Source organism: Veillonella parvula DSM 2008 (genome assembly GCF_000024945.1).
GTDB lineage: Bacteria > Bacillota > Negativicutes > Veillonellales > Veillonellaceae > Veillonella > Veillonella parvula.
In genome coordinates, this window is sequence record NC_013520.1 from 1,758,431 (window position 1) to 1,770,988 (window position 12,558).

Here is a 12,558-nt window from a genome sequence, read left to right on the forward strand (position 1 = left end):
AAATAAACATATTAACTGCATATAATTTGTACATTACAAACGAGGCTATTATGAGTAAAAGTTTTGAGCAACTCGGTTGCAGCAAAATTAATATTGGGCTTGCTATTACAGGTAAGCGTGACGATGGATACCACAACATCGATTCCATATTTCAATCGATTCGCCTTAGTGATTCTATTTATTTCGCTAAGCATCATTCCGTAGTATTTTCTGGTGGAGCTCCCGAATTGCCCGATTACATGCAAAAGCTCGTAAGCTATGGAGAAGATAATCTCGCACTCAAAGCTTTACGCGCCATACAGGCCTATACGGGTTGTAAAGCCGGTGCCGCCATCCACCTATTAAAACGCGTTCCTATTCAAGCGGGTCTTGGTGGCGGTAGTGCAGACGCAGCGGCCATGTTATTAGGTCTCAACCGTTTTTGGGACTTACGTCTTACGCAAGAGGAACTTTTAAACATCGGTACCTCACTCGGATCTGATGTGCCGTTCCTACTACAAGGCGGTACAGCTCGCGGAACAGGTCGTGGCGAAGTGTTAACCTATAGTCAATCGCCAGAAGCACATTGGCTATTATTAGTAAAGCCAAAGGTATCTATTTCTACAGCGGTTGCTTATGGTCGTTTCAGCGGTAAATCTAAAGCCACCACAAAAACAATCGATACCGTTCTGAATCATCTTAAGAATAATGATTTACAATCTGCTTTCACTAGTAGCGCTAATACATTCGAGGAATTATTATTCCCAGATCACGAAGAACTAACAATATGTAAGGAGTTCTTCACTAGCCGTGGTTACCCAACCATCATGACAGGCAGTGGTCCTACAATGGTAGTATTACTCAACAAACCAATGGAAGCCTTGCAGTTGCAAGAGGAGATTAAAGTAGCTGGTCATGATTGGCTGTCACTCATTACTAAAACATGTACACAGGAGGACTTAGTATGACAAAACGGTTACAACCTATACGACTTGATGCGTATAAGCCACTAAGAGAAGTAGTAAGTGAAACATTGCGTCAAGCCATCCAAGATGGAGTGCTAAAACCTGGGGAGCGCCTCATGGAAATTCCCCTTGCCGAAGAGTTAGGCGTAAGTCGTACCCCCATTCGTGAAGCCATACGTAAACTAGAACTAGAAGGCTTTGTCGTTATGGTGCCTCGCCGCGGCACCTACGTTGCCAATATCTCTTTGAAGGATATCACTCAAGTATTTGAAATCCGCTCTGCCCTTGAAGAACTTGCAGCAGGCCTTGCAGCAGAACGCATTACAGAAGAGGAAATCGAAACGCTGGAGAGAATGCTTGTAGAAATCGGCGATCATATGGAAAACAAAAATATGGAATCCGTTGTGGCTGCGGACGTAGAATTCCACGAAGTCCTCTACCGCGCTTCTCGTAATGAAAGATTGGCGGACATCGTTCACAATTTACGAGAACAAACCTACCGCTTCCGCAGTTTCTCCATGAATCAACCAGGTCGTCTTAGAAAAACTTGGGAGGAACATCGTCAATTAGTGGAAGCCATCGCCTCTCACAATGCAGCGCAAGCTCGTAAACTAGCTCGAATTCACATGGAACATTCTGAACAAACCTTGTTACAAGGAATGGAAGAGTCACAAGAATTTACTAAGGCATAAAAAACATCCTACAAAAATACTATATAAAGAAAAAATCCTTCCTATCTGTGAAGGATTTTTGTTTTACATAGTCTATAGAAATTGATACAATATCATTGATTATTATGAAATATAAATTTTTTTACAGGAAAGGGAGTTTTTATGGAAGCAATGCTCAATGATGCGATATCTACCATAAACAATTATTTATGGAGTTATTTCATCATTTTTATTCTCATCGGTGCAGGTCTCTTTTTTACAATGACAACGAATTTTGTACAAATTCGCATGATTAAAGAAATGATTCGCCTCGTAATTAACGGCGCAGGTAGCTCTACAGAAAAGAATCATGTATCCTCATTTCAAGCATTCTGTGTTAGTACCGCCTCTCGTGTAGGTGTTGGTAACATCGCAGGTATAGCTATTGCTGTTGTACTTGGTGGCCCTGGTGCCATTTTCTGGATGTGGGTTATCGCACTCATCGGTGCTGCCACTGGCTTTATCGAATCTACATTAGCACAAATCTACAAGGAGCCTGTTGCTAAAGGCGGTTTCTACGGTGGACCAGCTTACTACATTCGCTATGGTCTAAACAATAAAGCATTATCTGTTCTATTCGCTATTTTAATCAGTATTACATATGGTTGGATTTACAATTCTGTTCAAGCCAATACATTGGCTGCATCTCTCCAAGTTTTCAACCTTGATGTATCCTATACAGGCGCTGTAGTGGCAGTCCTCCTTGGTATTATTATTTTCGGTGGTATCAACCGCGTTGCAAAAGCATCTGAAATCATCGTTCCTATCATGGCGATTTTATACATTGCTACTGCATTATTCGTGGTAATTATGAATATTACCCAATTCCCACATGTAATCTATACTATTTTTTCCTCCGCGTTTGAGCCTGTTGCAGCAGGTGGTGGCTTATTAGGTGCTACTGTTATGAATGGGATCAAACGGGGGCTCTTCTCTAACGAAGCCGGTGAGGGTTCTGTTCCAAACGCAGCCGCTACGGCAGCTGTTAACCACCCTGTAGAACAAGGTCTTGTACAAGCATTCGGCGTATTCCTTGATACATTCATCATTTGTACAGCTTCTGCTTTCATCGTACTCATCGTGGGTGATTACAGCACTACAGGTCTAACAGGTATTGCTCTTGTACAACATAATCTAGCTCAACAGCTTGGTTCTTGGGCTCCTACAGCCGTAGCCATTTTCATCGTTATGTTCTCCTTTAGTTCCTTAATTGGTAACTATTACTACGGTGAAATCAATATTAGCCACTTAACAAATAAACGATTCTACCTACATTTGTTCCGTATTGGTGTAATTCTTATGACATTTGTTGGCTCTATTGCCTCTCTAGATCTTGTATGGAATCTAGCCGATTTATTCATGGCTTTCTTAGTATTAACTAACGTAAGTTCCATCGTACGTATGGGGCGCACAGCAGGTCTTGCCCTCGATGACTATATTAAACAACGTAAGGCAGGTATTGAAACGCCAGTATTTAACCGTTCTATTCTAAACCACACGTACGGCATCGTATGGTGGGGTGATGGTCAAACTACAGACTCCTCCGTACCTCCTACTCCGATTGAAGATACAGTGGAAAAATAAAATATATTAACTTATGAGGCTGGTGAAAGTATCTTTCACCAGTCTTTCTCATATAATCTTAAAACAGTTTATTAGTACATACATAAAGGTCTATATTCTTCGAAATGTAGATTTTTATTTTTTATAAAAGTATCCATTTTCATATATAAAAATATCCTCCACTAGCAGATTTTAAAGTGACAGATATCACAGAAAGTATCTATATTTTTCCTACCTTTAAAGGTCAAAAACTATAGAATATATTTATGAAAATATAAAGGGTATTCTGTTTACAATGTCGAATACTTAAGTATGCGATAAAATTAGCACTAATTAAACTATTAATTTACTCTATTATCCAGGAGGTAATTATGAGCGGTTATAACCCATATGAAAACATGTTAAACACATTAGACGTAGCAGCTGAAAAGCTCGGCTATACTCGTAGTGAATACGAAGTGTTACGTCACCCAGAACGAGAACTAAAAGTAGCAGTTCCTCTTCAACTCGACAATGGTGAAGTTCGCGTATACGAAGGTTATCGTTGCCAACATTCCACATTGCGTGGTAGTGCTAAAGGCGGTCTTCGTTTCCATCCAGATTCTGATGAAAATGAAGTGCGTGCATTGGCAGCTTGGATGACTATTAAAAACGCTATCGCTAACATTCCTTATGGCGGTGGTAAAGGTGGCATCAAAGTCGATCCAAAAACTTTAAACCCTCGCGAATTAGAACGCTTAACTCGTAACTTTGTACGCCGTATTGCACCTATCATCGGTGTTAATACAGACGTTCCTGCACCAGACGTAAATACGAATGCTCAAATCATGAGCTGGATTGCTGACGAATACAGCACATTAAAAGGCGAATGGAGCCCAGGTATCGTTACAGGTAAACCAATCGAAGTAGGCGGTTCCTTAGGCCGTAATGAAGCAACTGGTCGCGGTTGCCTCATCGCATTGCAAAGCTACCTCGCTAAGAAAAACTTGGATATCAAAAACCTTACTGTTGCAGTTCAAGGCTTTGGTAACGTAGGTTCCGTAGGCGCTCGTCTCATTGCACAAGCAGGTGCAAAAGTTATAGCTATCGGCGACGTAAGCGTTAACATCTACAATCCTAACGGCCTCGATGTTGAAAAAGCATACGAATATGCTAACTCCCATGGTCGTTCCCTCGAAGGTTACAGCGAACCAGGCATGACTACAATTGGACCTCAAGAGTTATTGGCTCAACCAGTTGATGTATTATACATGGCAGCCCTTGAGAACCAATTAAACAAAGACAACATGGAAAATATCCAAGCTAAGATCATCTTGGAAGGCGCTAATGGCCCTACTACTAATGATGCGGATAAATACTTCTATGAAAAAGGCATCGACATCATCCCTGACGTTCTTGCTAACGGTGGCGGCGTAGTTGTATCCTATTATGAATGGGTACAAAATAAAGCAAGCTTCTACTGGACTGAAGAAGAAGTTAATGAAAGATTAACTAAGAATATGCAAAATAGCTTCGAAGCTGTTTGGGAGATGCAACATAAATACAATGTACCGCCTCGTCAAGCAGCGTACATGGTTGCTCTTGAACGCCTCGTAGTCGAAACTAGATGGCGTGGCTATAACTGCTAAACTCCTATACCTCCATACATTTTAGCCATAAAAAAGGCGTAAGCTCGATTTGAGCTTACGCCTTTTTATTTGTATTCGTTAATGCTCCATATGAATGGAAATTAACGCCCTCTCTTTAGTTTTATTTGAAAGCACCTAATAAGGCAGCCATGCTAGGACGACTGATTAAGGCTTTCACCAATACAGAACCAAGAATCGCTGGAATGGTTTGACCTACCATAAGATTCAACACTAATGGCCAGTACGGAATTCCAAGTAATGGACTGAGCCACATTGGTACACATAGTGCTGGCACAAATACGATTGGAAGCATGACCCACCAAGCGCTGAGACCAAGCTTGCGCATTCCTACGATGATGCCAGTCGTCAATACGCCCACACCAAAGCCTCCCATCATATCGAGGATGCCAAGACCGCCGAATAGGAAGTTAGAAATGAGGTTGCCAATCCCCATGGGAATCACCAAGAACGGAAAGGCATAAGCAAGTGCATATAATGATGTTGCTATACGAATTTGATACGCCCCGAAGGAAACGCTTTGCGTTACATACAATACAACGATGTACAATGCCACAACCATGGCAGAAATAGTCAATTTGCGTGTAGAAATCATAACACTCACCTCCTCAAAATAAAAAAAGCATGGCAAAACTACCATGCTATAAATGCTTATGAATTTCCGTAGTTTTGTTTAGAGACAGGATGGTTTCAAACTGTCTTATTTAGTTGTCGCCTTTAGGCAGTACTAATATTAGCATATATCTAATATTTTCGCAATCAATTTAGATTCAGGCGGACTTCTTAGAGCTAACTACTATTAGTATTAAGTTTGTAAGGTCGGGGTGGTGAAAGATACCTTTCCTCATCGCTCCACTGGCGAACCGGTCATCGGCCGAGGGCCTCGACCTGCCAAAGTCGCTCTTTGAAAAGGTATCTCCCACCACATCAAATTAAACAAATCAACGTTTATCACAATACTAGTGACGTAAAAGTCCGCCTTGAGTCAAATGAACATTCTAACCAATTAGAATATCTGCAAAGTAGTCATCCAAAGGCGACTACTAATTTAAGCCAGTTTCAATAGAAGTATATAGAGATAACTACTTTTACAATGCTGGGTCTTCGACTCCGTTTGCGTGGAAGGCTTTAGCTCTGTCGATGCAGGTACCGCAGTGTCCGCATGGTTTGTCTCCGCCTTCGTAGCAGGACCAGGTTAAGTGGTATGGTACTCCGAGGCGTAGGCCTTCTTTTACGATGTCAGCTTTGTTGGCGTTAATGAAGGGTGCTTCTAAGGAGCATTCTTTACCGGATCCTTCAAAGATGGCGTCACCCATAGATTTATAGAAGTGTTCTGTACAGTCAGGGTATGCATTGCCCGCCGCATCATCACTGTGAGCACCGTAGTAGATATAGCCACAGTCTAGAGATAGTGCCAAGGATGCTGCCGCAGATAGGAATAGACCATTTCTAAACGGTACATAAGTGCTCACCGTACCTTCCCCTTCTGCATCTTGTTGTTCTTTGTAGGAACCTTGCGGAATGTCTTCACTAGATTGTGTTAATAAAGAGCAGTTGCTAAAGGCAAATAGCTTGGTAACATCCATCGTTTTACCTTCCATACCATAATACTCTAAAATAGCTATAGCAGCCTCTAATTCTTTACTATGTTTTTGACCATATTGAATCGATAAGGGCACCACATTATCTTTGCCAAATCGTTCAATAGCAAGGGCCAAACAAGTAGTACTATCTACGCCACCGCTAAAAAGAACGACGGCCTTTTGTTTTTGAGCCATATTATCTCCTTATTCTGAATAACAGTTTTCAAAATATCTCGAAAATAAAGAATACAAACATAGATATATATTTCAACAATATATGTATTTCGATGGTAAAAGTCCTAACACTATTACAACAGCCTCATCCGTAGATGAGGCTGTGCATTTACATTCACTAAAATTTTATAGATCAATAACCAATTCTACTGGACAGTGATCAGAGCCAAAGATTTGTTGATGAATCTTCGCTTCTTGGATTTTATCATCAAGGCGTTTAGATGTGATGAAATAGTCAATTCTCCATCCTGTATTCCGTTCACGAGCTTTCCCCATATAGGACCACCAGCTGTATTGCTCAATAGCATCTGGATAGAGGTGACGGAATGTATCTGTAAAGCCTGCTCCTAAGAGTTCTGTCATCTTTGCACGCTCTTCATCGGAGAAGCCTGCATTTTTACGGTTCGTCTTAGGATTTTTTAGGTCAATTTCTTGGTGTGCTACATTGAGATCACCACATAGAATGACAGGCTTTTTCTTATCTAATTCAAGTAGATAATTGCGGAATGCATCTTCCCAAGTCATACGATAATCAAGGCGAGCTAATTCACGTTGGCTATTCGGTGTATAACAGCATACCAAATAGAAATTATCGTATTCAGCAGTGATAACACGGCCCTCTTGATCGTGTTCTTCAATACCGATGCCATTAGTTACGGACAATGGCTTAATACGCGTGAATACAGCAGTGCCACTATAGCCTTTCTTAACTGCACTATTCCAATATTGCTCATACCCTGGCAACTCCAAAGAAATTTGATCGGGTTGCAATTTTGTTTCTTGCAGGCAGAAAATATCTGCATCTAATTCATTAAAGGATTCCATGAATCCCTTTGTTACAGCGGCGCGGAGGCCGTTTACATTCCAAGAAATTAATTTCAATTCTTACTCCTTTATAATACTTCACATCAATCTAATACTATTCACCGTATTTAACTTGGTGAAAGTCTCTTTCACATAGAATATACGTCAAGTTTTTGCTTAATGTAAGCTAATCTAAAGATTATATGTTAGCAATACTACTGCTTTTTATGTTTCTTAGCATGTCTTGCTTCTGCACGAGCCTTGCGGGCATTTTCATTTGCTTTAAGATCGCTTTCACGTTTTTCACGGAAATAATTAGCCACCGTCGACAAGATAAGAATCACCAATACTGTTACATTAAACATACCTGGTCCAAAGGTATAGATATGATAACACATATAACCAAAGGCAACGACCGTTAATAATTGTTTTAAAAGATTCATTTGCCCTCCTATGTTAGTTTAATGTTTCTACGCCAGTATTAAGTGGGAATCCTTCATAGGTTACCCAGTCACTAGAACTACCAACATATAAAGCAGACTCAAGGCCTACTTCACTCATGGTTAACAACGCATTACAAGCCGTTACACCAGAGCCACAGTACGTTACAACTGGTCGATTTTGGTAAATTTCGTTGTAATACTCAGCCTCTAAGTCTTTCAAAGACTTAGGACCATCTACGGTATAACCGCTTTCATAAAAGTGATTAACAGCGCCAGGGATATGGCCTGTCATGCCATCCATCGTATCTACTTGAGATCCATCATAACGGAATGGCGCACGAGCATCAATAATAACATGATCTCCGCTTTCACTAGCCTTGAGTACCTCATCACGACTCATAACCATATCCGTTTGCAACTCGTAGTTAAAGATAGATGGTTCAGCAGGTAACGGGGTCGGCTCTTTAGTTAAAAGATGACCCTCTCGAACCCAACGTTCAATACCACCAGACAATACACGTACATCAGTTAAGCCCATGTAGCGCAACGTCCACCAAAGACGGCCCGCTAAAAATAGCCAAGAATCATATACTACAACCTTGGAGTTGCGAGTAATGCCATAAGACTCAAAGGTATGAGCCAATCGTTCCATATCTGGCAACGGATGACGACCACCATGCTCGCCCAAAGGACCTGTTAAATCCTTATCTAAATCTACCGCATAAGCCCCCTTAATATGGCCCTTTTTATAATCTTGATACCCTCGAGCATCTAAAATGATGACCTCATCGAAACAAGCTAATAATTCTTTAGGAGTGATAAAATTTGACATGTTGTACTCCTTTCTTTGATTATATCGAAAAATACAAATCTGATAATATTATTATATACGAGTACAACGGGATATACAATTTATTTTGGCACAGTAAAAGTTATTTATTTGCGTAATATTAAAACTAGATAAACATGAAAAAGCCCCTATCTAAGATAGGGACTTATACGTAATTTAATGTTTAACTTACAAGCGTTTGTATATGGCATCTACCGCATCAATATCGGCAGGTAACCAATCCACAGAATATAAACTATCTTTAGATAACCATTTTGCAGCTTCATGTTCTACTAAAGTAATATTAGAATCATTTTCCAACGAACATAAATAACAGTGCATTGTTAATTCAAACTTTTCATAACCTGTATATTCGATCGTAATAATATGCTCTTGAACGTTAATATCCGCTTCTAACTCTTCTTTGATTTCTCTAATAAGAGCTACATCATGGGCTTCACCTAGTTCAATTTTGCCACCCGGGAATTCCCATCCATCCTTAAGATCACCATAGCCTCGTTGAGTTGCTAGTATGGTATTATCCTTTTTTATAATAGCTGCCACCACTTCAATATGTTTTCGTTGTTCACTCATATATATCCTTATCCATTAACAATATAATCATAAATATCATCCCGTACAGGTACTTCGAGTACATATTCTAATTCTACCGCCGCAGTACCATTAGCCATGGAGATTTCTTTAGCATTTTCCTGACCAGTAGAATGAATCGGTCCCAAATAGTAAAACTCTTTAGACTCTTCATCATCTTTGTTCTTCCTTACAAACAAATGCATTGCAACACCTAATTCATCAGCCTTAAATACAGTTTTTATAGCAGGAGATGTAAACTTTGCCTTATTCTTAGAAATAGCTTTCAGTAAACCTGGGTTTACAAATCTATCTTCATACTTAATAGTATCTTGAATATCATCATCTTTATGATAGTTGATAAACACAGGGTATGTTTTAGTTTCCTTATGAAATTTATATCCTCCAATATTGAGAGGTACTTCATTTTGAGGCCACTCTAATAATTGGCAAACTTGTTCATATGTATATTTTTCATATAAAGCAAACGGCGTATTACCATAAATATTGTCTTTATACTTTTCATCGAACTGCTTCAAACCATAATCAACGAGCTCTTGAACTTGTTCTTTAAAATTATTATCCTCTAAGGCCTGTTTAAAAATTTGGGATATACCATACTTACCATTAGAGAACTCAATAAACTCACTATCTGCAAAAGTCTTTTGTGCTACTTGAACACCAAATCGATTTGTCATCATATTGATAAGATTAATTCGTCCATATTCAGATAAATCTACATTGTAATTATTATAAAGCTCTTCAGATACATAGTTAATGATATCGTCACGACCATCTAGTAACGCCTGCAATAATAAAAGTTCTCTAGCACGTATACCTGTCGTTAATTTCTGAGATATAAAATGTAGCATTCTCTCCTGAACAGGTGTAAAGGATATTTCATAGTCCTTATCCTTAATCTTTATCAAGAAATGATGATAGGACTTAAATTTACTAAAAATTCTACTAACATCAATCGAACCATGATCGGCAAAATCAGCAATTTTAGGAATACAACCTAATTTGAAGCGTAAATTGAAATAAGCTTCTTTAATTAATTTCATATCGGAAAATCTTGCCGTATCAATAGATTCATAAATGCGTTGTTTTGCAATTTTATCAAAATGTACAGTTGAGGTACCTGGAATAATACGATTACCAGCTTGTACATAACGACGCAATGTATCTTTGTTATAGCTCCTATCACCTGATAAGGCTAATGGAATCATAAAGTTATTAGTATAATTCCCAATAAAATCCAAGATAACTACATATTCTTTATCTTCAAATTTACGAAGACCACGTCCGAGTTGTTGAATAAAGATTATCGGACTTTCAGTTTGACGTAGCATAATAACTTGATTAATTTCTGGAATATCAACACCTTCATTAAAGATATCTACGGTAAAGATATAATCCAATTGCAGGTCTGAACGGCCCTGATAATCACCAGTTCCCGTTAATCGAGCAATTGCTATTTCCCTAGTTTCTTGACTATCTTCACCAGTTAAACATACAGTGCGATAAACATCACGCTCGTTAAAAGCATCAGACAACGCTTTTGCCTCAACTCGATTGCTACAGAATACTAGCCCCTTTACACGACTACCACTATGTCCAAAATAGCGAATCTTTTCTATAATTTTATCTACCCGCTCTTTTGTAGACAAGTTTGAAAAGGATACCTCCATATCAGAAATATCTTCTTGAGTATCCACCCACAAATCACTAATGCCAAAATAATGAAATGGACATAGTAAGTCTTCTTCTAAAGCCTGTTGTAATCGAATTTCGTAAATAATATTATGGTCAAATAATTCATATAAATCATAGCCATCTGTACGTTCCGGGCTAGCCGTCATTCCCAATAAAAACTGAGGCTCAAAGTATTCAATAATGCGTTGATAGCTATCTGAACCTGCGCGATGTACTTCGTCAATGATAATACAGTCAAACTCCTTTGGAGCATACTGTTTCATTACATCATTACGGCCCATCATTTGCATTGTAGAGAATACATGAGTCGCATTATAGTATTTAGCATTCCCAGAAACTAAACCAAATGTAATAGATGGATCATTATAAATCCGCTCAAAACTAGCGATCGCTTGTTTTGCAATTTGTTCACGATGTACTAAAAATAATATTCTTTTAGGCCTCATTTCTCTCATAGCAAAAGCTGCCGCATAGGTTTTGCCGGTACCCGTACCAGAGATCAAAAGACCTCTTTTAGCATTATTAGCTCTTAGTTCATTGAAGTTAGCAATAAACTGTTGTTGCATACTATTAGGTTCCAGTTGAAGCAAATCTATTTTTCTAAATTGCTCTGCTACAGTCCTTTGTGAAGTTCGCTCTGGACGCACCCATCTTGGTTTATACCAAGGAATAAAATCTTCATAAGGAATAGAAAATTTTGAATTCCAATACAAGTCAAATTCTTCCGTGATTTCTCTAGCATAGGTATCACTGCAATGAGCTTCAGAACGAGTATTCCATTCACGATTTTTCTTTAATGCATTAATAGTTAAATTAGAACTACCAACTATAATCTGATAAGATTCATCTTTTCTAAAAATGTAGCCTTTTGTATGAAATCCATGACCACTACCTTGTGTAGTGCAATACACTTTTAACTCAATATTATTTAAATTTCCTAAATCTTCCAAAACTTGTGGACTATTAAAACCAAGATAATCCGTCGTTAACACACGTCCTCGGACGCCACGTTCTTCTAACTCTTTAAGAATTGGTTTTAATGTTAATAAGCCTTCTGGAGTAATAAATGCTACCGATATTAAAAACTCATCACAATTGCGTAATCCATCTTCAATAGCAGATAATACATTACGCCCTTCCCCATTAGCAATAAGTTCCGAAGATGTAGCAAAATTGATTAAATGATTCGATTCTGACATAACGAACTCCCCATATAATGAATACTATACTTGCTATTATACCAGCCGCAGCTGCAACGTCTAGAGAGTATATAGTTTTACTTTTAAAAGTATATTTTTATAACAGCTTACAGCCTCATTCATCGTTTAATCGCTAATTATAAATATAAATACATGTCCAAATCTAACATTTTCATCTATTCCTTATAATTATCGTATCTATACGTCTTTTTTGCCACGTAAAGTTGTGATATAATGTAAATAATTACTCTTAGGACATTAGTCTGTCCAAATGGATCCAAAAGAGTTAGTGTGTT

11 protein-coding genes are annotated in these 12,558 nt (G+C 38.6%); 4 read left to right on the plus strand and 7 right to left on the minus strand.

The genetic code is table 11. The features are described from left to right. The first annotated feature begins 50 nt into the window (after window positions 1-50). The 4 genes from ispE to VPAR_RS07935 all read left to right on the plus strand — a co-directional run bounded on the left by ispE (window position 51) and on the right by VPAR_RS07935 (window position 4,845). The gene (gene ispE, locus VPAR_RS07920; protein ID WP_012864797.1) at window positions 51-947 is read left to right on the plus strand and encodes a 4-(cytidine 5'-diphospho)-2-C-methyl-D-erythritol kinase; all 897 of its coding nucleotides are present in this window, start codon (window positions 51-53) and stop codon (window positions 945-947) included. Further along, window positions 944-1,636, plus strand: a complete 693-nt coding sequence (locus VPAR_RS07925) for a GntR family transcriptional regulator (RefSeq protein WP_004697535.1) — start codon at window positions 944-946, stop codon at window positions 1,634-1,636. The genes ispE and VPAR_RS07925 overlap by 4 nt, the downstream gene beginning before the upstream one ends. A 141-nt stretch (window positions 1,637-1,777) precedes the next feature. Next, complete coding sequence (locus VPAR_RS07930) at window positions 1,778-3,238, plus strand: alanine/glycine:cation symporter family protein (RefSeq protein ID WP_012864798.1); 1,461 nt, start codon at window positions 1,778-1,780, stop codon at window positions 3,236-3,238. Between the two features lie 350 nt (window positions 3,239-3,588). Next, on the plus strand, window positions 3,589-4,845 hold the full coding sequence (locus tag VPAR_RS07935) for a Glu/Leu/Phe/Val family dehydrogenase (protein WP_012864799.1): 1,257 nt from the start codon (window positions 3,589-3,591) through the stop codon (window positions 4,843-4,845). 121 nt (window positions 4,846-4,966) lie between these two features. Here the strand turns inward: VPAR_RS07935 and VPAR_RS07940 are convergent, their stop codons facing one another. The 7 genes from VPAR_RS07940 to VPAR_RS07970 form a co-directional block, all read right to left on the minus strand. After that, window positions 4,967-5,458, minus strand: a complete 492-nt coding sequence (locus tag VPAR_RS07940) for a QueT transporter family protein (RefSeq protein WP_012864800.1) — start codon at window positions 5,456-5,458, stop codon at window positions 4,967-4,969. A 493-nt stretch (window positions 5,459-5,951) separates the two neighbouring features. Beyond that, the gene (gene queC, locus VPAR_RS07945) at window positions 5,952-6,641 is read right to left on the minus strand and encodes a 7-cyano-7-deazaguanine synthase QueC (RefSeq protein ID WP_012864801.1); all 690 of its coding nucleotides are present in this window, start codon (window positions 6,639-6,641) and stop codon (window positions 5,952-5,954) included. 165 nt (window positions 6,642-6,806) lie between these two features. Then, window positions 6,807-7,562: an exodeoxyribonuclease III gene (locus tag VPAR_RS07950; protein WP_004695049.1), complete on the minus strand. Its 756-nt coding sequence runs from the start codon at window positions 7,560-7,562 to the stop codon at window positions 6,807-6,809. A gap of 137 nt (window positions 7,563-7,699) precedes the next feature. Continuing rightward, window positions 7,700-7,927: a hypothetical protein gene (locus VPAR_RS07955; protein WP_012864802.1), complete on the minus strand. Its 228-nt coding sequence runs from the start codon at window positions 7,925-7,927 to the stop codon at window positions 7,700-7,702. Between the two features lie 13 nt (window positions 7,928-7,940). Beyond that, entirely contained in the window at window positions 7,941-8,759 is an 819-nt protein-coding gene (locus VPAR_RS07960) for a sulfurtransferase (protein ID WP_012864803.1), read from the minus strand. 186 nt (window positions 8,760-8,945) lie between these two features. Beyond that, a complete protein-coding gene (locus VPAR_RS07965; RefSeq protein ID WP_012864804.1) occupies window positions 8,946-9,350 on the minus strand; it encodes a (deoxy)nucleoside triphosphate pyrophosphohydrolase in 405 nt (134 codons plus the stop codon). A gap of 8 nt (window positions 9,351-9,358) precedes the next feature. Then, window positions 9,359-12,262 carry a DEAD/DEAH box helicase gene (locus VPAR_RS07970; protein WP_012864805.1) on the minus strand — a complete coding sequence of 968 codons (2,904 nt, stop codon included), beginning with the start codon at window positions 12,260-12,262 and terminating at the stop codon, window positions 9,359-9,361. Window positions 12,263-12,558: the final 296 nt, after the last annotated feature.

Bases quoted from the DNA above. Each gene is read 5' to 3' on its own strand.
- ispE (WP_012864797.1), top strand. From the start codon at position 51: ATGAGTAAAAGTTTTGAGCAACTCGGTTGCAGCAAAATTAATATTGGG.
- VPAR_RS07925 (WP_004697535.1), top strand. From the start codon at position 944: ATGACAAAACGGTTACAACCTATACGACTTGATGCGTATAAGCCACTA.
- VPAR_RS07930 (WP_012864798.1), top strand. From the start codon at position 1,778: ATGGAAGCAATGCTCAATGATGCGATATCTACCATAAACAATTATTTA.
- VPAR_RS07935 (WP_012864799.1), top strand. From the start codon at position 3,589: ATGAGCGGTTATAACCCATATGAAAACATGTTAAACACATTAGACGTA.
- VPAR_RS07940 (WP_012864800.1), bottom strand. From the start codon at position 5,458: ATGATTTCTACACGCAAATTGACTATTTCTGCCATGGTTGTGGCATTG.
- queC (WP_012864801.1), bottom strand. From the start codon at position 6,641: ATGGCTCAAAAACAAAAGGCCGTCGTTCTTTTTAGCGGTGGCGTAGAT.
- VPAR_RS07955 (WP_012864802.1), bottom strand. From the start codon at position 7,927: ATGAATCTTTTAAAACAATTATTAACGGTCGTTGCCTTTGGTTATATG.
- VPAR_RS07960 (WP_012864803.1), bottom strand. From the start codon at position 8,759: ATGTCAAATTTTATCACTCCTAAAGAATTATTAGCTTGTTTCGATGAG.
- VPAR_RS07965 (WP_012864804.1), bottom strand. From the start codon at position 9,350: ATGAGTGAACAACGAAAACATATTGAAGTGGTGGCAGCTATTATAAAA.
- VPAR_RS07970 (WP_012864805.1), bottom strand. From the start codon at position 12,262: ATGTCAGAATCGAATCATTTAATCAATTTTGCTACATCTTCGGAACTT.